Origin of the sequence: Acidiferrobacter thiooxydans (assembly GCF_003333315.1) — a bacterium.
GTDB lineage: Bacteria > Pseudomonadota > Gammaproteobacteria > Acidiferrobacterales > Acidiferrobacteraceae > Acidiferrobacter > Acidiferrobacter thiooxydans.
On the sequence record NZ_PSYR01000002.1, the window covers coordinates 1,033,574 to 1,054,744 of the forward strand.

Annotated in this window: 20 protein-coding genes, 1 other RNA gene and 3 pseudogenes; 12 read left to right on the forward strand and 12 right to left on the reverse strand. The window is 61.4% G+C overall.

The genetic code is table 11. The features are described from left to right. Nucleotides 1–124 precede the first annotated feature (124 nt). Nucleotides 125–583, reverse strand: a complete 459-nt coding sequence (fur, locus tag C4900_RS11980) for a ferric iron uptake transcriptional regulator (RefSeq protein ID WP_083996317.1) — start codon at nucleotides 581–583, stop codon at nucleotides 125–127. A 95-nt stretch (nucleotides 584–678) separates the two neighbouring features. Here fur and C4900_RS11985 point away from each other — a divergent pair, with 95 nt between their 5' ends. Next, complete coding sequence (locus C4900_RS11985) at nucleotides 679–1,026, forward strand: outer membrane protein assembly factor BamE (protein ID WP_065972223.1); 348 nt, start codon at nucleotides 679–681, stop codon at nucleotides 1,024–1,026. On the opposite strand, the gene C4900_RS17365 is transcribed toward C4900_RS11985, so the two are convergent. The 3 genes from C4900_RS17365 to C4900_RS12000 are packed head-to-tail and all read right to left on the reverse strand — an operon-like array spanning nucleotide 947 to nucleotide 3,076. Next, nucleotides 947–1,300 carry an RnfH family protein gene (locus C4900_RS17365; RefSeq protein WP_083996309.1) on the reverse strand — a complete coding sequence of 118 codons (354 nt, stop codon included), beginning with the start codon at nucleotides 1,298–1,300 and terminating at the stop codon, nucleotides 947–949. The genes C4900_RS11985 and C4900_RS17365 overlap by 80 nt on opposite strands. Continuing rightward, on the reverse strand, nucleotides 1,287–1,721 hold the full coding sequence (locus tag C4900_RS11995; RefSeq protein WP_065972222.1) for a type II toxin-antitoxin system RatA family toxin: 435 nt from the start codon (nucleotides 1,719–1,721) through the stop codon (nucleotides 1,287–1,289). Before C4900_RS11995 ends, C4900_RS17365 begins: the two co-directional genes overlap by 14 nt. Beyond that, a complete protein-coding gene (locus tag C4900_RS12000) occupies nucleotides 1,718–3,076 on the reverse strand; it encodes a sodium-dependent transporter (protein ID WP_114283159.1) in 1,359 nt (452 codons plus the stop codon). The genes C4900_RS11995 and C4900_RS12000 overlap by 4 nt, the downstream gene beginning before the upstream one ends. A 79-nt stretch (nucleotides 3,077–3,155) precedes the next feature. On the opposite strand from C4900_RS12000, the gene smpB reads away from it, so the two are divergent. From smpB to C4900_RS17555, 3 genes are all read left to right on the forward strand, one after another. Then, on the forward strand, nucleotides 3,156–3,626 hold the full coding sequence (gene smpB, locus C4900_RS12005) for an SsrA-binding protein SmpB (RefSeq protein WP_065972220.1): 471 nt from the start codon (nucleotides 3,156–3,158) through the stop codon (nucleotides 3,624–3,626). A gap of 164 nt (nucleotides 3,627–3,790) precedes the next feature. After that, nucleotides 3,791–4,143, forward strand: a transfer-messenger RNA (tmRNA) gene (ssrA, locus tag C4900_RS12010). Between the two features lie 163 nt (nucleotides 4,144–4,306). Then, nucleotides 4,307–4,963 carry a lysozyme gene (locus tag C4900_RS17555; RefSeq protein ID WP_114283160.1) on the forward strand — a complete coding sequence of 219 codons (657 nt, stop codon included), beginning with the start codon at nucleotides 4,307–4,309 and terminating at the stop codon, nucleotides 4,961–4,963. On the opposite strand, the pseudogene C4900_RS17380 reads toward C4900_RS17555, so the two are convergent. Beyond that, nucleotides 4,900–5,111: pseudogene (locus C4900_RS17380) on the reverse strand (helix-turn-helix transcriptional regulator). The gene C4900_RS17555 and the pseudogene C4900_RS17380 sit on opposite strands and share 64 nt — an antisense overlap. 187 nt (nucleotides 5,112–5,298) lie before the next feature. Here C4900_RS17380 and C4900_RS12025 point away from each other — a divergent pair. Then, nucleotides 5,299–6,657 (forward strand): Fic family protein, encoded by a 1,359-nt coding sequence (locus C4900_RS12025; protein ID WP_065972219.1) that lies wholly within the window; start codon nucleotides 5,299–5,301, stop codon nucleotides 6,655–6,657. 439 nt (nucleotides 6,658–7,096) lie between these two features. Here C4900_RS12025 and C4900_RS17560 read toward each other — a convergent pair. The 5 genes and pseudogenes from C4900_RS17560 to C4900_RS12050 form a co-directional block, all read right to left on the reverse strand. Beyond that, nucleotides 7,097–7,330: pseudogene (locus C4900_RS17560) on the reverse strand (IS1634 family transposase); the annotation flags it as partial. A 21-nt stretch (nucleotides 7,331–7,351) separates the two neighbouring features. After that, on the reverse strand, nucleotides 7,352–7,723 hold the full coding sequence (gene tnpA, locus C4900_RS12030; RefSeq protein ID WP_114283161.1) for an IS66 family insertion sequence element accessory protein TnpA: 372 nt from the start codon (nucleotides 7,721–7,723) through the stop codon (nucleotides 7,352–7,354). A 233-nt stretch (nucleotides 7,724–7,956) separates the two neighbouring features. After that, entirely contained in the window at nucleotides 7,957–8,190 is a 234-nt protein-coding gene (locus tag C4900_RS17385) for a type II toxin-antitoxin system PemK/MazF family toxin (RefSeq protein WP_211306931.1), read from the reverse strand. Then, a complete protein-coding gene (locus C4900_RS12040) occupies nucleotides 8,181–8,375 on the reverse strand; it encodes an antitoxin MazE-like protein (protein WP_065972218.1) in 195 nt (64 codons plus the stop codon). Before C4900_RS12040 ends, C4900_RS17385 begins: the two co-directional genes overlap by 10 nt. A 185-nt stretch (nucleotides 8,376–8,560) precedes the next feature. Next, a complete protein-coding gene (locus C4900_RS12050; RefSeq protein WP_065972233.1) occupies nucleotides 8,561–9,463 on the reverse strand; it encodes a WYL domain-containing protein in 903 nt (300 codons plus the stop codon). Nucleotides 9,464–9,612: 149 nt separating this feature from the next. Here C4900_RS12050 and C4900_RS12055 point away from each other — a divergent pair, with 149 nt between their 5' ends. From C4900_RS12055 to C4900_RS12075, 5 genes and pseudogenes are all read left to right on the forward strand, one after another. Beyond that, nucleotides 9,613–11,073 (forward strand): DUF3375 domain-containing protein, encoded by a 1,461-nt coding sequence (locus tag C4900_RS12055; protein ID WP_114283162.1) that lies wholly within the window; start codon nucleotides 9,613–9,615, stop codon nucleotides 11,071–11,073. Next, a complete protein-coding gene (locus C4900_RS12060) occupies nucleotides 11,060–11,767 on the forward strand; it encodes a DUF4194 domain-containing protein (RefSeq protein WP_065972216.1) in 708 nt (235 codons plus the stop codon). Before C4900_RS12055 ends, C4900_RS12060 begins: the two co-directional genes overlap by 14 nt. Then, a complete protein-coding gene (locus tag C4900_RS12065) occupies nucleotides 11,764–15,138 on the forward strand; it encodes an ATP-binding protein (RefSeq protein WP_114283163.1) in 3,375 nt (1,124 codons plus the stop codon). Before C4900_RS12060 ends, C4900_RS12065 begins: the two co-directional genes overlap by 4 nt. Continuing rightward, nucleotides 15,125–16,288, forward strand: a complete 1,164-nt coding sequence (locus tag C4900_RS12070; protein ID WP_114283520.1) for a Wadjet anti-phage system protein JetD domain-containing protein — start codon at nucleotides 15,125–15,127, stop codon at nucleotides 16,286–16,288. Before C4900_RS12065 ends, C4900_RS12070 begins: the two co-directional genes overlap by 14 nt. A 568-nt stretch (nucleotides 16,289–16,856) precedes the next feature. Beyond that, nucleotides 16,857–17,915, forward strand: a pseudogene (locus tag C4900_RS12075) (Fic family protein). 375 nt (nucleotides 17,916–18,290) lie between these two features. On the opposite strand, the gene ppa reads toward C4900_RS12075, so the two are convergent. Both ppa and C4900_RS12085 read right to left on the reverse strand, forming a co-directional pair. Beyond that, complete coding sequence (gene ppa, locus C4900_RS12080) at nucleotides 18,291–18,839, reverse strand: inorganic diphosphatase (RefSeq protein ID WP_065972214.1); 549 nt, start codon at nucleotides 18,837–18,839, stop codon at nucleotides 18,291–18,293. A 74-nt stretch (nucleotides 18,840–18,913) separates the two neighbouring features. Continuing rightward, a complete protein-coding gene (locus C4900_RS12085; RefSeq protein ID WP_065972213.1) occupies nucleotides 18,914–19,939 on the reverse strand; it encodes a mechanosensitive ion channel domain-containing protein in 1,026 nt (341 codons plus the stop codon). A 112-nt stretch (nucleotides 19,940–20,051) separates the two neighbouring features. On the opposite strand from C4900_RS12085, the gene C4900_RS12090 reads away from it, so the two are divergent. Both C4900_RS12090 and C4900_RS12095 read left to right on the forward strand, forming a co-directional pair. Further along, nucleotides 20,052–20,297, forward strand: coding sequence for an exodeoxyribonuclease VII small subunit (locus tag C4900_RS12090; RefSeq protein ID WP_065972212.1), 246 nt, complete (start codon nucleotides 20,052–20,054; stop codon nucleotides 20,295–20,297). A gap of 1 nt (nucleotide 20,298) precedes the next feature. Beyond that, nucleotides 20,299–21,171, forward strand: coding sequence for a polyprenyl synthetase family protein (locus C4900_RS12095; RefSeq protein WP_211306934.1), 873 nt, complete (start codon nucleotides 20,299–20,301; stop codon nucleotides 21,169–21,171).

Here is a 21,171-nt window from a genome sequence, read left to right on the forward strand (position 1 = left end):
CCCCGCACCTCGCGTATGCGCGAGATGAAGGATGCTACCTTTTCGGGCCGTAAGTAAACCCGCAGACCGGAGAGACTGTACCCGCAGCTCACAGCCGTGCGTAGGGGCTTACATCAGGGTTGCCCTAGGATACGCCGGTCCCAGGAGTGCCCTTCTTCGAACATTTACCCTCGCGCTTCATGCCAAGGCAGGTGCCGTACATATAAAGGGAGTGGCTATCGACGTGGAAACCGAGGGCCTCGGCCACGCGCCGCTGGCGCTCCTCGATGGCCGGGTCGTAGAACTCGAAGACCTCGCCACATTCCACGCATACGACATGGTCATGATGGCCGCCCTGGTTGATCTCAAAGACCGAACGTCCGCCCTCGAAGTTGTGGCGAATGACGAGCCCCGCGCTCTCGAACTGCGTCAAGACCCGGTAGACAGTCGCCAGACCCACCTCTTCACCCATGTCCAACAACGCCTTATAGACATCCTCCGCAGTCATATGTCGGGCCCGCGGCTCCTCCAGGATGCTGAGGATCTTGAGGCGCGGCAGTGTCGCCTTGAGGCCGGCCTTCTTGAGATCGGTGCTGTCGCTCATGATGTTCATCCCGTACTTTTTGCCTTGACGAGGTCGATAGTGTAACTTTGTCGCCTTCGACTCACGAAAAGCCAGTGTAAACTAGAACGATTCCCATGCAAAAACCGAATGTGCTTTTTCTTGTGTTGGCTTCGCTGGCACTAAGCGGTTGCCATTTGCTCTATCGCCCCACAGTCCAGCAAGGCAATGTCATCACCGCGCGGATGATCGCCCGACTGCACGTCGGGATGACCAAGAACGAGGTGGTTTATGACCTCGGGGCGCCGGCGATTCACGACCCGTTCCATCCGAATCGCTGGGATTATTACTACTCCCTGAAACGCAACTATAAGCCGCGCATCGCCGAGCACTTCACCTTGTACTTCAAGAAAGGACGGCTTGCACGCATCGTCGGAACGCCGCGTCCGACCCCGCGCCACATTTACGGGGAATCCGACTCTTGACGGCGGCGCGCCGACGACGGCCCTCCTTCGGATCCTCGGGTAACGGTGCATAGATCTCGACACGGTCGAAGGCCTTGACGGGATCGCTCAAAGCCGCAAACCGCCCGAAGATACCGACCCGGCGGGCGCGGATATCGAGTCCCGGATAGTCATCGAGGAGGCCGGACCGGCGGATGGCATCAAGGACGCTGCTTCCCGGGGCGAGACGCACCCATCGGACATCAGGTATCGGGGCCCCGTAAACGACTTCGATCGGCCACTCAACGCGCGCCATAGACCTCACGCGCACGCTTCTGGAAACTCTCGACAAGACTGTTGGCGATCGTCCCGAACACCGGCCCTACGGCAAGCGCCAGCAGGCGGTTTGCGAAATCGAATTCGAGATCGAGGCTGATCCGGCTGCCCAGATCGCCCACCCGGGTAAAGCGCCATGATCCCTCAAGCCGACTGAACGGCCCGCGCACCAACCGGATGTCCATTTGCCCGGGCGCATGGATATTGCGGGTCGTGAATGTCTTGCGGATGCCGCCGAAGGCCATGTCGATCTCTGCCACCAGCCCGGAATCGTCGCGCTCCAGCACCCGCGCCCCCGCGCACCACGGCAGGAACCGTGGGTAGCTCTCGACATCGGCGACCAGTTCATACATCTCTTCGGCGCTGTAAGGAACGAGCGCGCTTTTGCTAATCGTTGTCACAATACCAACCTAGGTGCAGTAAGGATCACGACCAGGGTCGCCGCGGGTACCAGCAGACGCAAGACCCAGAGCCAGAGGCGAAGCCGGCCATCAAGCAGATCGCGTCGCGCGAAAAGCCCGGTCGGCGCCCAGCCCATGAGCAGACTCAAGCCCCCCGCGCCCCACGGCAACAAGACATTCACGGCGATGATCATGACGACATCGAGCAGGCCGAGCGTCTTTAGTCGTCCAAAGAAAGTAAACGAAAAGGCCCACGACTTCAAAGACAGCGTGAGAACCGCGCCAATCGCCAAGGCACCGAATCCGAGTCTCAGGGCGGCCCGCCCCCGAGGCATGCCCCGCGCCACCAGAAGCTGCACGGCCGGCTCGAGCCATGCCACCCCAGAAAGCCAGGCTGCGGAGATAAGGCCCAGATAACACAGCACAATCACGAGCGTGCCGTGCGGCAACCGCGCATCCATGAGCGGCAAGGTCTCGAAAAGGAATCCGCCACCGGCGAGCGGACTCAGCCCGGCCGCAAAGGCCAAGGACGCGAGCGCAAAGCCCCCGAGCCAGGCGGCGAAGACCTGGGCAAGCACCAGTGCCAAGGCCATGCGACCGGCCGACACCGAGCTCCTGAGGGAAACACCGTAGGCGAGCAGCGAGGCCGTACCAAGACCGGGCCCGAAAAACGCCTGTGACAGGGCGACCAGGGCCAATGTCAGGCCCGAGGGCGTCGTGCGCGGCGCGAGCAAGACGGGAACGCTTACGAAAAAGCTCCCCAGGGTGGCGGCAAATACCACGAGTGCGACCAACAGGGCCAACAGAGCCGGTACCAGGAGATAGGACAGGTCCTCGATGGCACGCAAGCCGCCTGCGCTCACCAGAAACACCGGGAGCAGAAACAAGGCCTCCCACGCCAGAATCGGCCCGGGATTCGCGGCCAGATGGGCGAATCGTGTCTCCACAAAGGCGGCCGTCGCCCCGCGAAACTCGCCGGCCAGGGCGGCATGAAGATAAGACAACATCCAGCCTGCGACCACCGCCACATAACAAAACATCAAGAACCCGCCCAGCGACGCCGCGCGTACCGCCCAGCGCCAGGCCCGCCCGGGCACGGCCCGCACGATGGCGCCGGTGGCGCACCCGCCTTCGCCGGCGCGGCGCCCCACGGCGAGCTCGGCCCCGAGCAGCGGCCAGGCAATCACCAACAAGGCCAGGGCGTAGACCGCGACGAAGGTCCCGCCCCCGTAATGGGTCAAGAGATAGGGGAACTCGGAAAAGGAGTCCATGCCAGCGAGCGCCCCCAGACCCACGAGAAAAAACCGTGAGGGGGACGACCATGACGTGGCAGCCTTGTCGGGCGAGCGGGACATAACCTAGCACTCTAAACGAATCGGCGGCATGACGAATAGGCCTTGCGCGGTCGGCCATCCTTCGGCACCATGCCCGACCATGGCCCGCCCCAAGGACACCGAACCGCGCCTCATCGCCCAGAACAAGAAGGCCTGGCACGATTACTTCATCGAACAGCGATTCGAGGCCGGACTCGTGTTACAGGGTTGGGAGGCCAAGAGTCTCCGTGATGGGCGCGCGCAGCTAAAGGAAAGCTATGTCATCGTCCAGAACGGCGAGATCTTCCTGTTTGGGGCCCACTTCTCGCCACTCAAAACGACCTCGACCCATATCAAGGCCGACCCCACGAGAACACGCAAGCTTCTGCTGCACAGGCTCGAGATCAGCCGTCTCGTGGGGGCCGTCGAGCGCCGCGGCTACACGCTGGTGCCGCTCTCCCTCTACTGGAAATTCGGGCGCGCCAAGATCGAGATCGCGCTTGCCAAAGGCAAGAAACAACATGACAAGCGCGCCGCCCTGAAGGAGCGGGAGTCCAATCGCGAGCAGGAACGCGCGATCAAGCAGCACTAGCGACTGGCCTTACGGACGCGCAAGCCGCCAGGGGATCGCGACACCCAGATTCGTCACGTTGTGCTCGCGCAGAATGTCCCAGCGCTGTTGTATCGCAGGTACCGCCTTTGTTCAGCCCTCCTCCTTGCAATCGGATCGCGTGGATACGATAATACCTTGTTCTTGGGGACGATCGGTTTCGACGTGGATTACGACGCCTTCAGGGCATGCCGAGGTGCAGGGTTCCTCGTAAATCCAACTGCAAAAACCATAGTTGCCAACGACGACAACTACGCCTTAGCGGCTTAATCCCCGCTAACCGTTTCCCCGGTTCTTTCTGCGGGCTGGGATGAAACGGTCATATACGCAGGATCGTGTCGCGGTGCGCCTGTTACCGCGCCATTAAATCCAAGCAGGCTCAACCCGTAGCCGTCCTGTCTGTCGGAGGGCGACGGGCGAAACCGTAGACAGACTACGCATGTAGAACTGACTGGCTGAGGATTTGCGGACGCGGGTTCGATTCCCGCCGTCTCCACCAATATATCAAGGTCAACCGTTCTCGGTTGGCCTTTTTTCTTGCGCGCCCCTATGTGTTCGCGGGGATTCCCGCGGACTTCCTTCCCCGGCCGCCTCGCCCACCCCGGGCCCCATTTCGCCCTCTCCGCGCCGTTTTTCTCTCCGCCTCTCAGGGGGGGTGAACGATGAACCCGCTCATGACCTACAGCAGAACGGGCCTTGCGCTCACCAAACGATTCGAGGGCTGCCGGCTCACCGCCTATCCCGACACCGGCGGCGTGTGGACCATCGGCTACGGCCACACCCACGGTGTTCGCGAAGGCATGACCTGTACGCGTGAGCAGGCGCAAGCCTGGCTCAAAAAGGATATCCAGGCGACCTCCGATGCGGTCAGCCGGCTGGTGCGGATTTCACTCAAGCCGTCCGAGCTCGACGCGCTGGTGGACTTCGTCTTCAACCTCGGCGCGGGCGCCTTCGCCCGAGCGACGATGCTCAAGGATCTCAACGCCGGGAATCTCGCGGCGGCAGCCATGCGGCTTGATGTCACCGCCTTCCCAGTGGTTTACCGTGGCGAACGAGACCTCGAGCTGCTCGGCAAGTTGCTCCTGAGTGAGATCGAGCTTGGCGCGGATGGCGCGAAGCGTGGCGGGCAGAGCTTGGGCTTGTTGTGTCATGTTTGCCATATTGCACATGTTTGGCAATCCCTGTCGTCCGTTCCGTCCCCGACCTGTTCCGAATCGCCTTTACTCGAAGACGATTACCAACAAAACGCAACACTTCACTCTGCGCCCACCCGCGCGCCGCGGCTCTTGGTCGAGGTCGCCAGACACGATGCCTCGTAGGCGTCGATGTCGATCTGACGGTAGAGGACCCGGCCGCAGAGCTTCAGGAGCTTGGGCCCGATCCCCTCGCTGCGCCACCGCTCCAGCGTGACCTCGCTGATGCCCAGCGGGTGGCCAGTTGCTTCTGGTTGAGATGAACGACTTCCATATTGGTCTCCTTCCGAACGAGTTGGCAGGAGCCATGAAGGCGCTGTTCCGTCCGCACGCATGCGATATCGCCGCGCTGAAGGATACCCCCGGAGACCGGCGCGAATCGCGCCATCCATACTGGCGCAATGTTGTGTTTTGCGCCATAATTGCGCCACAGTATCTTATGAATTGCGCCACAGGGCCCTATGCACTCTCCGAAAGACCTACTCAAAAGCATCCAAGCCAGCCCTGGGGGGTTATCGGTCGCCGCCATCCTGGCCCAGCATCCGGGGCTTGCCCGTCGGACGGCCCAGCGTTGGCTCAATGAGTTGGTGGCGGAAGGTCGGATCAGGGCCTTGGGCGCAGGGCGGGCACGTCGCTACATCGCTGCGCTCATCAGCTTGGCGCCCACGGCCACCGGCGAAGATGCCTTTCCCCGGTACATCCCGCTTTCGGCCGACAGCTGGGACGTCCTCGCCTATGTCGACCAGCCGCTCGCGGCTCGCAAGCCGGTGGGCTACCAGCGCGATTTTCTGGATGCCTACCAGCCCAACCGTACCTGGTATCTGCCGGAACCACTGCGGCGCCAGTTGCGCAAGATGGGTGATACCGGCCAATTGATGCTGCCGGCGGGAACCTACGGCCGCGCCGTCCTGAACCGCCTGCTGATCGACCTGTCCTGGGCGTCCAGCCGCCTGGAAGGCAACACCTACACCCGGCTCGACACCCGGGAGCTGATCGAGCACGGCCGTGCCGCGCGGGGCAAGGCCACCATCGAAACGCAGATGATCCTGAATCACAAGGCGGCCATCGAGCTCCTGGTCGACAACGCGGACACGGTCGGCTTCAACCGTTTCACGCTGCTCAACCTGCACAGCGCGCTCTCGGAAAACCTCCTGCCCAACCCCGCCGACGAGGGCCGCCTGCGGCAGCATGGCGTGGAGATCGGCAAGAGCGTCTATCGCCCACTCGCCGTGCCAGCCCAGATCGAAGAAATGCTCGACCTCCTTTTGGATAAGGCGAACCGCATCAAGGACCCATTCGAGCAATCCTTCTTCATGATGGTCCAGTTGCCCTATCTGCAGCCCTTTGCCGACGTCAACAAACGGACCTCGCGACTTGCGGCGAACCTGCCGCTGATCCGCGCCAATCTGTGTCCGCTGACCTTTCTCGACGTGCCGGAACAGGCGTACAGCCGCGCCGGGCTCGGGGTCTACGAGCTGACCAGGATCGAGCTGTTGCGCGACCTGTATATCTGGGCCTACGAGCGCTCGACCCAGGAGTACCTTGCCATCAAGCAGGATCTTGCCGAGCCCGACCCACTGCGGCTGGCTTGGCGCGAGGTGATCAAGCAATCAGTGCGCGAAGTCGTCCGCCAGCCCGAGCAGGCGCCGCTGGACGTCATCGCGGAATGTCTGTCGCAGCATGAGCTCGGCGCCGACAGGGACAACGTCGAGGCTCTGGTGATCGAGGAGCTCCGACGGCTGCATGAGGGTGTGCTGGCGCGCTACGGGCTGCGTCCGTCCGAGCTCAGCGAATGGCAGTCGCGCCAGCGGTCGGCGTGACTCCATCCCCCCGAGAGGCCCCAGACAGGCGCAGTGATCAGAAGGGCGCAGGTTCGACTCCCAAAGACGGATTTAAACCGGACGGGTGAGGCATGCGAGTTTTCATGCCCATCTCGGTGACCGACTCCAGGGGAAAACCACTTGAACGTCCACCATGAGCAGGCCGCCGGTTGGCGCTACCCCCCTTGAACCCGCAGAGGTTCGCATTGCACCTCAGCTTCGATTACAGAGTTCCCACCGTGGTTTGACACAGGCTGCCGCCCCACCACCATTACCTTGTTTATTACCATCCATTAGCTTCCACTGAACCGGCCTAAGTGCCGGTTTTTCTTTGTCTTTACGTCCTCTAGCGCTTATTAGCCTCAAGTTACCCCGAACGAAAGACGTTTTCCCTGGACCTTTCAAGGCGTTGTGAGAAGATCCCTGTTTCGCGCCCTGCCTACACGGCGAGGGTATCGATAAGCGCCATGGCGCGCTTACAGCGGATTAGGTTGGGTCGTCACGGTGAAGGTCGGCGCATCGGCTTCAGCGGATGTACGGCAGGCATGCCGGCCGCATGGCCGGTGTTGCGCACGATGGTGGCAAGCTCCGTGAGGAGCGTTTGGAAGCCGTGGACAGGCGTGCCGTCTGCGTGGTGTCGGCGGGCGATCTTGGCTTTCGCCGTAGCCGAGCGTTATGAACATGCGCATGGGGATCAGGCCTCCAAAGCCATAAGGAGCGCTGCCACCCACGCCGGGGGCACCGCAGACGACAACGCCAGCGAGGCCTTGCCGATAGTGAGCGTGACCGTATCCCCCACGCAGTGGGGGCCACCTGGCTTGGGGCCGACCGGTGCTGGCAGGCCCCGGGGTGTGACCGTCACCGGCACGAAGGCCGCGGGGGGTGCGCCACGCTTGACCTCTTGCCCCCGGCGGCTTGCCGAACGCCCGCGAAGCTCCAGGCTGCGCCGATAGAAGTACGTCAACCGTAGCCCATGCCGGGCACAGAAGTCGCGCGCACCTTCTGCGCTTGCCTCGTACTCGGCAAAGAGCTCTTGCCAAGCCTCATTGCTGCGGATCTTTGCCATCCATCCGTCTCCATCAATGTGATGGATCGGATCGTAAGCGACTTAGAGGATCACGGGCAGGGCGCGGTTGCTGGGGCGCTTACCGCCTATATGCACCCTGTACGCCTCAATCAACCCGTTACGCCACATATGAGTGACTACCCGGCAAGCCCCAAAAATCCCCCCAAATCCCAGACAACCCCTGAAATCATAGGACATTACGTGAAATAGACGTTACTGCAGTGGGGGCAAGTTCAGGTTAAAAGCCTATCGACTTGAATCTGCAAGGGAACGCGCAAGCCATTTTCCGATGTGGGTGTAACGTCCAAACGGAACAAGGGCACATCACGCTCTGCGCTCGTGAGAAGGCAGACCGTAACCGTAGGATGCCCGGAAAATTTGTCAGCTTGTACCACGAAGGCCGGGCGGGGTTTCCCAAAATCGCCAGGGGCCACCACGGTGACGATGTCCCCGCGCCTCAATCCCATGCCGCCATACGCTCGATAAACTCCGCGTCCTCGCGTTCTTGTGGGTCGTTTTGCAGCGCCTCGCTTTGGCGGCGGGCCTCATGGCGGAGGATCGCCAACAGCCTCTCATAATCGCCTAAGGGCAACACCACGGCCACCCGCTGGCCCGCTTCGTCGGTGATAAATTGCAGATTATGTCCCTTCATTACGCCTCCCTTACCCTCACGATGGTCACGACGTTGCCCGCCCCTGCGCAGTACTTGGCCCAAGCGCTCATCAGTTCGCGCCTCGGTTCCGGGGGGTCGCCCCGTCTGTAGGCGGCCTCCACGGCGTTTCCTATGATATGCGCCAAGGCCATCTCTGCTGGGATCAGAATTGTGCTTTTCTGTTCCTATCGATTCTTTGCGCCGTTCGGCGCTTGGTAACCGGGAGCCAGCTTTGCATTCTCCACCCCATACAACGCCAGCGGATCGCTGAGCCACAGGCGGTACTGTTCATCCCTGAGGCTGTGATCGGGCGAGCAGTCCACGTTCCAGCGCAGCAGCGTGTAGCCAGCTACAGCCGCGCGAACGCGCATCCGTATCGAACCATCCTTCATGTCGTAATCCATTTCAGTGATTTCAGGCCGGGACTGATCCGGGTGCGGAACCAATTCTAACTCGACGATCCGAGTCCACTGAATGTCTTGATCGCTCATTTCATGGGTCGCCACCGGCTGCCCCTTGAGCGCTATAGGGTTCTTGATCCGGGTGATGACGAAATCCCGAAACTCTTCGGACTTTCGGTCGAAGGCGCGGACATGCCAGCGCAGGCCGTTGTCGATCAGCGCGAACGGGACGATCTCTCGCGCGGTGCGGCCACTGGAGATGGAGTGGTACTCTATGCCCAACGGGCATTCCTGATGGATTGCCCGAGTCACGCTCGCAAGGACATCCAGATCCGGGTGCGTGAGCCGGGACGGGCTCTCGCTGACTACCCATGTCTTGCGCCGCATCGGCTCGCCGTCACCAAACCCCTGGGTCAGCCACGACAGCACCCGCTCCGGGGGAAAATCGAAGACCGGCCGGAAGCTTGGCCCCAGGACGTAGGACTTGGCCTTGGCATCGTAGTCGATGTTGCCGGGGGCCCACTCCTTGTACAGCGCGAGATCCCGGGATGCGGCGGCAGACTGGATACCAAACCGCGTGACCAAGTCCTGGCGGCGTATCTCCCCGATGAAGCGCACGCGCAGCTCCACGAACGCGAGCCGGTCGCGCTGTGGCTGGGTTAGATCTGCAAGCTGTTCGGTCGACATCCTGGCTGGCTCGTTCAGGTTAGCCAATGCTTATATTGATTATTGCAGAAAGTATATGGTCTGCTCTATAATCTGTCCATAAGTCGTTTTTGATGTGTGTATGCGTTGTCTTGTGATAACCATCAAGCGAGACCCGCACCTGGAGTAGAGTGAAAGCAGACAAAGCCATCGCGACGTACCGGCGCATGCGCGCGCAGCCGCTGTGGCGCCTGCTTGCCTCGAACACCGGGCCCACCGTCATCGGCCTGCTCCAAGCCCATCTTTACGAGAACGACCGAAGTCTCCCCGCCTCCATTTTTCACGAACGAATCGCAAGAGATCTCGAAGAGCTGCGCGCCCAAGGCGAAGACTTTCCGCAAACGGCACAGGCGTATGTCGCCGGCTGGCTTGCCGATGGTTACCTGGAGAGACGATTCCCAACCGGGACCTCAGAGGAGGAATATGAACTCTCTACGGCCGCCGTCGAAGCCATTCGATTTGTCTCTGGCCTGGAGCAGCCGCACTCTGCCGCAACCGAAAGCCGCCTGACGCTTGTTATCGAGGCGCTGGCCCGGCTTGCAGAGGATACCGACACCGACAAATTCCGTCGCATAGACCGACTCATGGCCGAGCAAGCCCGCATCGATAAGGAGATAGACGCCATCCAGAAGGGGCAGATGCGCGTGCTGCCCCACGCAACGGCGCTGGAGCGCTCGCGAGAGATCATCGCATTGGCTGATGATCTTGCAGGGGATTTCCGACGCGTCCGCGATCAGTTCGACCAGCTCAATCGCGATCTCCGTGAACGTATCATGGACAACGATGGCAACCGGGGGGATGTGCTGGATTCACTGTTCGCCGGAATCGACCTGATCTCCGAGAGCGACGCCGGAAGGACTTTCTCCGCTTTCTGGCGATTGCTTACGGACCCAGAGCAGGCCGCCACGCTTGATCAAGCCCTTGAGAACATCATGTCGCGGGAGTTCGTCGGGCAGCTCGAAGCCAAGGAGCGGCGATTCCTCCTTCGGCTGACGCGGACCCTTCTCGAGCAGGGCGGCATGGTTCATGAGGTGCTCCAGACCTTCGCGCGCAGCCTGAAGCACTTCGTCCAGAGTCGTGAATACCTCGAGCAACGCCGACTCAATCACCTGCTGAAGGACGCTCAGCGCGCCGCGCTGGCCCTGAAGGATGAGGTCCGGGCCACGGAAACCCTCCAGTACACGCTTGCGCTCACAAGCAGCCGTTTGCGTTCCTTGTCCCAATGGGTGCTGCATGACCCCTCCTTGCAAGCCTTGCCTGGTCAGATGGCGGAAGGGGACGCGCCGCCAATCGACCTGGAGTCTGTGGGCGAACTGGTGGCCCAGTCCGAGATCGACTTCCGAACATTGAAGGCCCACGTGCGCGCTGTCCTGGAGCAACGCCCTCAGGCATCCATCGCCGATGTCCTGGAGCAGTTCCCCGCCGCACAGGGCTTGGGCAGCGTCGTCGGTCTGCTGGCATTGGGTAGCCGGCATGGATTCAAAGCCGACCACAGTGAAACCGTAGGCTGGGTTGGCGGCGACGATGAGCGCCGTAGCGCCCGAATACCAAAGATCTTCTTTTTGAGGGAGCGGGCCAATGAACTGGTCTGAGCACGACGAATCGCCAATACCAGCTGAAGCGCAAGCGCCGGATGCGACGCAGGCGGCCAGCAACAGCCTTTTCCTGGGTGACAGTGGCGAGTTGGCGCTGGATACCAGGCGCGCCCTGGTGCAACTGCTGGCAGGACCCTCGCTCGACGGGCGTCGACATCAAAAACTCTGGCCGATCCTGGTACGCGACGAAGCGGTGATACGTCGGCGACTTGCCGAACTGTTTCTCGAACTGGTCATCGACCGAGACGTGCGCGTGGCCTTCACCCGTCAGGCCGATACCGGTGACCTCGAAGTGCCCCTTCTGCTGCGTAGGGCCCAGCTTACGTTTATTGACTCGATTCTGCTGCTCCACCTTCGCCAGCGATTGACCCAAGCGGACTCGCAGGGTGACCGGGCCGTGGTGTCGACAGACGAGATCACGGAGTTTCTATCCCTCTATGAGCGCGCCGCCAACACCGACCGGGCCGGATTCGTGAAACGGGTTCATGCCTCCATCGAGAAAATCAAGAAGCACAGCATCCTCCAGAAAATTCGCGCGAGCGAGGATCGCTTCGAGATCTCGCCCACATTGAAGCTCCTGTTCTCGGCAGAGGAAATACAAGCGCTGACCCACCTGTACCAGCGTATGGCGGCCGGAGAGACGCCAGCGCAGCTGGCTCAGACTGACGCTGACGAGGATGTCGACCAATGACCTCGGAACCCCAAACCGCCTCCTTATTCGCCGGCGAGCAGTTCCGGATGACTCGCCTGCAGGTGTACAACTGGGGCACATTTTCTGGTCTGCATGACGTACCGATCAGCCAACGCGGCTTTCTGTTTGTCGGTCGATCCGGGTCTGGGAAATCGACTCTACTCGACGCATTTTCAGCGCTGCTTGTGCCGCCTCGCTGGATCGACTTCAACGCTGCCGCGCGCGAGGCCGACCGCAGCGGCCGTGACCGGAATCTCGTCACCTACATACGCGGTGCGTGGGCCGAACAGAAGGATGGGGAGTCGGGTGAGATCGCCACCCGCTACTTGCGCCCAGGGACAACGTGGTCTGCCCTGGCGCTAACCTACCAGAATGCCTTGGGCCAGTCCGTGGTGCTGGTTCAGGTGTTTTGGCTTCGCGGCAATGCCAATGGCAGCACCGACGTCAAACGCCACTACCTGGTCCTGGAGCGCCCCTTTGACCTGCGCGAGCTGGACGACTTCGGCCAATCCAACTTCGACATCCGGAAGCTCAAACAGTCCTTGCCCGAGGCGTTCGCTCGCGACGAGTTTCGTCCCTATTGCGAACGCTTCTGTCGTCTGCTCGGTATCGACAGCGAAATGGCGTTGCGCTTGCTGCACAAAACCCAGTCGGCCAAAAATCTCGGCGACCTCAATACCTTCCTGCGGGACTTCATGCTCGACAGGCCCGAGACCTTCGAGGTCGCCGATCGCTTGGTCAGCGAATTTGGTGAACTCAATGCCGCCCACCAGGCGGTAGTGACCGCTCGCGAGCAGGTTCAAACGCTCGCGCCCGCGCGAGACCAATATCAGCGCAGAGATTCATTGATGCTGACGCGCAACGGGCTAGACGAGCTTCGGCTGGGCGTTGATGGCTACCGGGAAACCCGCCGCATCGAACTCCTGAAACAACATGTACAGTTCCTGGAGGTGCAAGCCGGCGGCTCGGAAGGGGAAGTCAGTCGATGTCAGTGCCTCCTGGATAACCACACCATAACGTTACGCGATCTGGAGCGACAGCACCGTGAGGCAGGCGGCGATCAGATCGAACAATGGGAAGCTGAGAAATCTGGGCTCGAGGGCCAGCGCACAGATCGCCTGCGTAAACGCGGCCAGGCTGAAGATGCGTGCAAGAAGCTTGGCTGGGGCCTCCCGGATAGCCCTCAGGCCTTCGCTGAACTATTGGGTAATGCGCGTCAGGAAGTCGAAAACTGGGAGCAGCGCAGCAACGAGAATCGCGAAGAACAGTTCCGCGTAGCCGCACAGAAGAAAGACGTTGAGACGGCCTTTTTGCAAGCGGTGAAGGAGGTACAGGTACTCCAGCGCCAGCCATCCAACATTTCGGCCGATATGCTCGAAATGCGCCGCGACATCGCCGCAGCTATTGGGGTATCGGAATCGACTCTGCCCTTCGTCGGCGAGCTCATTGAGGTGAAGCCTGACGAGGCCGCGTGGCAAGGTGCCATCGAGCGCGTACTGCACGGCTTCGCGCTCTCACTTCTGGTGGACGAGCGACAGTATTCGGCGCTGGCCAATTACATCAACAACACCCATCTTGGGCAGCGTCTGGTGTACTACCGAACCGGCCGCTCGGAGACCTGGCAGACGAGGCCTATCGGCGCCAACTCGCTCGTCTTGAAGCTGAACGTCAAGGAGGGTGCCTATACCGATTGGCTGCAGGCCGAACTCCGGCAACGATTCGATTACGCATGCGTCGACTCCATTCAGTCGTTCCGGAGCGCCGATCGGGCCATTACCCGGGAGGGCCAGGTCAAGCACAGCAAAACCCGCCACGAGAAAGACGATCGGAGAAGTATCGGCGACCGACGACACTGGGTGCTCGGGTTCGACAACCGCGAGAAGCTGGGGCTCTTTCAGGCCCAGACCCAGGATCTGGCCGCGACGATTGCGCGCCTCGAGAGAGAAATAGAAACCCTCGCCAACCAAGACAGGAATCGGGCCACCCGCGCCATACAGTGCCAGACCCTGGTGAATCTCCAGTGGCAGGAAATCGATGTAATACCGCTCTTAGACCGCATATCCACGGTCGAACGGCAGATTCTCGAAGCGCGGAAAGGCAATACCGCCTTACTGCAAATCAGTGAACGGATCGACACGCAAAAGAACTTCGTTAATCAAGCAGACAAGGACCTCCGAGAAGCCAAGGTCGCGCATGACTCGGTTCTCAAGCAGATCAACGACAGCAGACAGAGACTCGAATCCCTCCTTCAAGATGCGTCCAGAATTCCATTGACTCCCCATCAGATCAAGGGGCTCGGCGAACGATTCGCCAAGCAGTCCGAGGCCATCAGACTCGAAAACCTCGACAAGGTCGCAACCGCTGTCGAACGAGGGCTCAACACGGAAATCGGTGAGATTAAAGATGAGATCGGCGGTTGCGAGAAGGAAATAGAAGCGCGCTTTGCCGATTTCAAACGGCAGTGGCCGATGGAGGCTGGCGACATGGATGTGAGCCTCGCCAGCGCGTCGGACTTTTTCGCCAAGCTGGTTCGACTGGAAACGGATGGCCTGCCCGCCTATGAGCAGCGATTCTTTGCACTCCTGCAGAACCAAAGCCACCAGAATCTGGCGGCCCTTTCCACCTACCTGAACGATGCACGCAAAGCCATCCTGGAGCGGATGGGACTTGTGAACGAGAGCCTTGGCCAGGTGCCGTTCAACCAAAGCGCCAATCAACGCACCTATCTCCACATCGACGCCAGCGACCGGCAGCTTGCCGACGTCAGGGAGTTCAAGCAAGAGATCCAACAGGCACTGAGCCATGCATGGACGGAGGATCGCGAGTTTGCCGAGGCGCGTTTCCTGGCGCTGCGGCGACTCGTCGATCGACTCGCCAGTCAAGACCCCGAGCAGAAGCGCTGGCGTGAGACTGTGCTCGACGTTAGACAGCATGTCGAGTTCATTGGACGGGAGATCGATGAAAGTGGCGTCGAGGTCGAGATTTACCGCAGTGGCGCCGGCAAATCCGGCGGTCAACGGCAGAAACTCGCCACCACGTGCCTGGCCGCAGCCCTGCGGTATCAGCTGGGTGGGAACGACCACGGCCTGCCGATGTATGCGCCCGTCGTCCTTGATGAGGCCTTCGACAAGGCCGACAACGAGTTCACCGCCTTGGCGATGAACATCTTTACCAATTTTGGATTTCAAATGGTGGTCGCTACGCCACTGAAGTCCGTCATGACCCTCGAACCATTCATCGGCGGCGCCTGCTTCGTGGATATCAGTGACCGGCGGGTGTCGGGGGTCCTGTTGATCGAGTACGATGGCGAGCGCCAGCGGTTGAAGCTGCCGGAGCATGCTCGAGAGGGGGCTACCGTTGAAGCTTCCTGACGATGTTCGACGGTTTCTTGCCCGCCGCTTTCAGAGCAGACACCGCGAGTGGTTGCTCGGTGATGCCGGCGAGGGCCAATGGCCGCTGGAGGTCTCGCTCGGCATGCCGACGGAACAGGCTGCCCTAAGGCAAGTCGACGGCGTTCGCGTTTGGGCGAGCGCATGGCAAGACTGGCAAGGAGTTGGCACCCTGTCCTGGTGCGAGCGCCGATGGAAGACGCTTGGCAGCCAGCGACTTCCAGAGAAACTGGCGTTACGGAACCCTGAAGATGTGGCTTTGTGGATTGGTGAATCCGCACGGTGGGGGCGGGCCAAATCTCGCTATCAGACGCTCACGGCTCGCTGGCCGGCACTGGCGCGGCAACTCCCGAGATATTTCGAGGTCCTCGCTGACTACAGCGACGCGGATTTTCGTAGGCTGGCCGAGATGCTGGATTGGATCAGTCTCAATCCGAATTCGAACCTCTATCCGCGACAGATTCCGGTTACCGGGGCCGACAGCAAATGGCTGGATTCCAGAAAAGGCCTGATCTCCGACCTGATTGCGACGCTCCAGGGTGACCCGACCGGAGAGCGGGATTTCTTTAGGCGTTGCGGTTTGCGGGCACAGCCGCAGTTAATGCGCATGCGCGTTCTGGACCCGGAACTTAGAGCGCGCTTGGGCGGTCTGGGCGATGTCTCTGCCCCTTGTGACGAGGTTGCGAGCATTGGCATACGGCCACAGAATGTCTTCATTGTTGAGAACCTTCAAACCGGACTTGCCTTTGATGACCTGCCAGGCGCGGTTGTGATCATGCGATTGGGTTATGCGGTTGACGTTTTGGGACAACTTCCATGGCTACAACAGGCGCGCTGTATATACTGGGGCGACATTGATACGCATGGCTTTGCCATTCTCAATCGGGCGCGGACATACATCCCGAGCCTGAAGACGGTGCTTATGGATGAGTTTACGCTCATGAGCCATCGTGATTTGTGGGTCGAAGAGAAAGACCAGCACCCTTCCACAGAACTGCCGCTACTCACCAGTACCGAACGAACGCTGTATCAGGCGATCAAGGGGAATACCTGCGGCCAACAAGTCCGCCTCGAACAGGAGCGGATACGCTGGGATGTAGCCTGGAATGTCATACAGGCAAGTAATCGATGACCCGAGGTCGAGAAGGCCGGCCGTAAGGGGAAGTCGATGGGACCCGCCGGGTGTGCCCATATAGGGTGGTACCGCATGGATGTGGTCGACCTGCGGGCCGACGGCGAGTCGGCCGACGTAAGCGACTATGCGACCTGCCAGATGTATGGGAACGAGCAGATCGGCTGCGCGTCCCCGTCACGGAGCACGCGGATCTGGACGAGCACTTTGATGGCCGCACCCCAGCGTCCCCCTGGATAAGGTCAAGCGCTGCGGCTACCGGATCGGCAGTCGGTTCAGCGCCAAGGCCTACCCAAGACGCGCCGTAGTGCTCCGCCTGTAACCGCGCAGCGGTTCAGGGGTGGTGCGGCGGCGCTATCGCCCTGGGGGCGATCATTCGGACCAATCCTGCGGCTTGGTGTATGGCTCAGGCACGGACCGCGGGGCACCACCCGCCGCGAGGATGCCATAACGGCGGCCCCAGGAGACCGGCTTACCGAGCAACCGCTGCCAACACGCCCCATGAGGGACGGTAGCGCCATGCGCCAACCTGGACCTGATTGGGTGTAAATGGGTGTAGTGTGGGTTCATGCTACGAACCGACACCCTCCAGATCACCCCGGAGATTCTGCGCCTCATCGCCAGGATCGACGAGTTCAAAGGCGCTTGGCGCGCCTTGGGCACGCTCGCGCCCGACCGGCTGTCGGCGCTGCGCCGCGTGGCTACCATCGAGAGCATCGGCTCCTCCACCCGCATCGAGGGTAGCAAGCTGTCCGACCGGGAGGTGGAACGGCTGCTGTCGAACCTGGAGATCAAATCCTTCGCCACCCGTGACGAACAGGAGGTGGCCGGCTATGCCGAACTGATGGACCTGGTGTTTTCGTCCTGACCGGACATCCCGTTCACCGAGAACCACATAAAGCAGTTGCACCAGATCCTGTTGCACCATAGCGAAAAGGACGCCTGGCATCGTGGCAACTACAAGACCAGCTCGAACAGCGTCGCCGCCTTCGACGAAACCGGCACGCAGATCGGCATCGCGTTTCAAACCGCGTCGTCCTTCGATACGCCCCGCCTGATGGCGGAGCTGGTGGCTTGGGTGAACCAAGAGCGTGAGACGGCCCGCCTGCACCCGCTGCTGATCATCGCCCTGTGCGTCGTCGTGTTTCTGGAGATCCATCCCTTCCAGGACGGCAACGGGCGGCTGTCGCGCGCGCTGACCACGCTGCTGCTCCTGCAGGCCGGCTACGCCTATGTGCCCTACAGCTCACTGGAAAGCGTGGTCGAGCACAGCAAGGAGGCCTACTACTTGGCGCTGCGCCAGAGCCAAGGCACCATCCGCACCATCCACACCGAGGCACCGAACTGGCAACCGTGGTTGATGTTCTTCCTGCGCTCGCTGGCTGAGCAGGTGCGGCGACTGGAGAAGAAGGTCGAGCGCGAGAAGATCGTGCTGGCGGCCATGCCGGAACTGCAGCTACAGATCGTCGAGTTCGCCCGCGAGCACGGCCGCGTCACCATGGGCGAGGCCATCAAACTGACCGGGGCCCGCCGCAACACGTTGAAGCAGCATTTCCGGGCACTGGTCGGCCACCGCACCCTGAGTCAGCACGGCAGCGGTCGTGGGGTCTGGTACGACCTGCGCTGAGAGGCCGAGGGATATGAGTTCGATTGCGCAAACGGGAATCGAACTGAAGGTCGAGCGGGACCCCGTGGCGGGCGCCAATTTCGGACGAAAATCCGTATGGTTCATGGCAGCAACATTGCGTCCTTCCGGTGAGCACGCGCAGTGCCGACCGGCAACGGCGCGGCGCGCGGCCTCCGGGATCGTATCGTCTGCCGCCAGCGGCACGATCCATGGCCCATAGGCTTCCTGTGGGCCATGACGTACGTCGTCCAAGCCGGGGCCTATAACCTTTTGGCGGAACCCGAGAACCGCCATGCCCTCAATATGGCGAGGAGTGCGACCTTGCGTCGGGGCATAAGGACCGCCCAGGGAATCCTTGAGGCACGCGCGGCCAGGTTAGAAACGCGGCTTGTGGCGCGAGGCCTGATAGCGCTCGATACCACTTGTGATCTCGGCATGCACCGGGTCCCCGTCCACCCAACCCTCGATCTGCACCCACTTGCCGGCCTCGAGATCCTTATAGTGAGCGAAGAAATGGCTGATCTGATCGAGCAGATAGGCCGGTATGTCAGCCAGTGCGTGGTAATGGCGATAGGACACACAGAGCTTATCGGTAGGGACCGCGAGGATCTTCATATCGGGTCCCTTCTCGTCGGTCATCCTGAGCATGGCCACGGGCCGGCAGTTGATGACCGAGCCACTGATGAGCGGTACGGGGGTCAACACCAGGACGTCGACAGGATCGCCGTCCTCGGAAAGGGTATGCGGTACATAGCCATAATTGCATGGGTAATACATGGCGGTATTCATGAACCGGTCCACGAACATGGCGCCCGTATCCTTATCCATCTCATACTTCACCGGCGGCCCGTGTGCCGGGATCTCAATGATGACATTGATAGCCGCCGGGGCCTTGTCGCCAGGGCCCACTCGATCCAGATTCATGATGACAATACTCCTTGGGAGGTTTCCAGGTTTCGCTTACCGACTCGCATACCAAGCCACGGGCGAGCCTGCTATCAGGTCGGTTTTGCAGGATACACGATGGGCAGGATATCCGCGAAAAAATCCGCTTTGGCGTGATCGCGCAGGCGCTGCGGGACGGAGGCGCGCACCTCAAAGCTCACCGCCGTAAGCGAGATATCGGCGATCAAAACTACGGGCGGGTCCCAACCAAACGGGGGCGCCGCCCCGTGTTTCCCATCAGCCTCCGGGGAATCAGGCGGCGGCACCGGCTCCTCGGGCCGTGGCCGGAACTGACGCCGCGCCGCCTCCTCGAGCTTGCCCATCGTATCGCCGACATGGGCAGGTACCGCCACATCGAACCGGAACACGATGCGCGCCCAGTCATTCGGAAGAGATCGTATCAAGCCACCGGTGATGACCACACCATTGGGCACGCGAAAAAGCTGTCCATCGTCCAGGCGCAACTCGGAATAGAAGAGATTGATGTCGCGTACCACGCCGCGGTAACCTTGCGCGCGCAGCTGGTGGGGATAGGTCTCGGGCATCATCGGGAATTGCCAGGCAACGATCTGCACGTGGTCGCCGACATCAAAGGGCTTGAAGAGCGCCACCGCAAGACCACCGAAGAAGTTCCCGAAAAAGGATTGGCCGGCAACGCCGAGCACGACCGAAAGCATCGTACCCCCGACCAGGACCCCACTGAACGTCCCGCCGACGACGACGATGACGATTAGCGCAAGCCCCGCATAGAGGAGCAGGCGAATGAGATAGATGCCAGTGACCGAATCCTGCCAGGCCAGCTGATAGGCCTGTCCGCTGCGCACCATCTGCTCGAGGCGATGCGACCGATGTCGGGCCAGCGCCCCTTCGATATTATGGATGACTCGCAGGCCGGCGAGCGCCACCACCAGGATGCGCAGGATGCTCACTTCCTCGGGTGGCAACTTGTAATAGTGCGCTGCGAAGTCTATGCCAGACAACAGTCCGACCGCCAGAATGATCCACACGACGGTGGTCCACGGGAGGGCGCGCAACAGGCGCCGTACTTGCCACTTGTCCGGGGTGTGTTCGTTCGTCATTGGGGCATTATAACGAACGATCGACCCTGGTCGAGTCTGACTTGGCCACGTCACGCAATTGACGGTTCCGGGTCGTTGCAGTAGGGTGACAAACCACAGATGAGGATGACCTGTGACGGAAAACACACCACTTCCCAACTTCGAGGCCACGTTGGCCGAGCTTGAGCAAATCGTGCAGCAAATGGAAAACGGCCAGCAATCTCTGGAGGAGGCCCTGTCCACCTTTCAGCGGGGGATGGAACTCTCGCGGCTATGTGAGGCCGGCCTGAAAAACGCCGAACAACGCGTGGAACGCCTCGTGTCGGAAAACGGAAGCTACCGCGTGGAGCCCTTCAAGGCGGGCGAACAGGATAGTTGACGTGGTGTCCGAAGACCAACTGAAGGGCTATCGTGCCCGCGTGGAGGACGTGCTGGCACGCACACTGCCGTCCATGGAGACGGTGCCCATGGACCTCCATGAGGCCATGCGGTACGCCACCCTCGGGGGCGGCAAAAGACTGCGCGCCTGCCTTGTGTACGCCACCGGCGAGGCCCTCGGGGCGGCGCCCGAGGCGCTCGACCCGCCCGCCGCCGCCGTGGAACTGATCCACGCCTACTCGCTCGTGCACGACGATCTCCCATGCATGGACGACGATGACATGCGTCGTGGGCGGCCGAGCTGTCACAAGGCCTTCGGCGAGGCCACTGCCCTGCTCGCCGGAGACGCCCTGCAGACACAGGCGTTCGCGGTCCTGGCGGCCGCCGAGACCTTGTCGCCACAGGCCCGGATTCGCATGGTGGAAGAACTCGCGCGCGCCTCGGGATCGCTGGGCATGGCGGGCGGACAGGCCCTCGATCTCAAGGCCGGGCCGGTCGCAACCATAGAGGTCCTCGAAGAGCGGCATAGTCGCAAGACCGGCGCCTTGATGCATGCCGCCGTGCGGCTTGGGGCGCTGGCCGCGACCCCTGAGATTCCGCCCGCCCTGGATGACTACGGCCGAGCCCTGGGGCTCGCCTTCCAGATCGCAGACGACCTGCTTGATGTCGAAGGGGTGGCGCTCGTGGTCGGCAAGACCATAGGCGCCGATGCCGCAGCCGGCAAGGCGACCTTTGCGTCGGTACTGGGCATAAAGGAGGCGCGCCGCCGCGCGCGCGACCTCTACGAGAATAGCCTCGCCAGTCTGCGGTTTTTAGGAGATAATGGTCGGCTCCTTGCGACCATTGCCCACTATGCCGTCGAGCGGGATCACTAG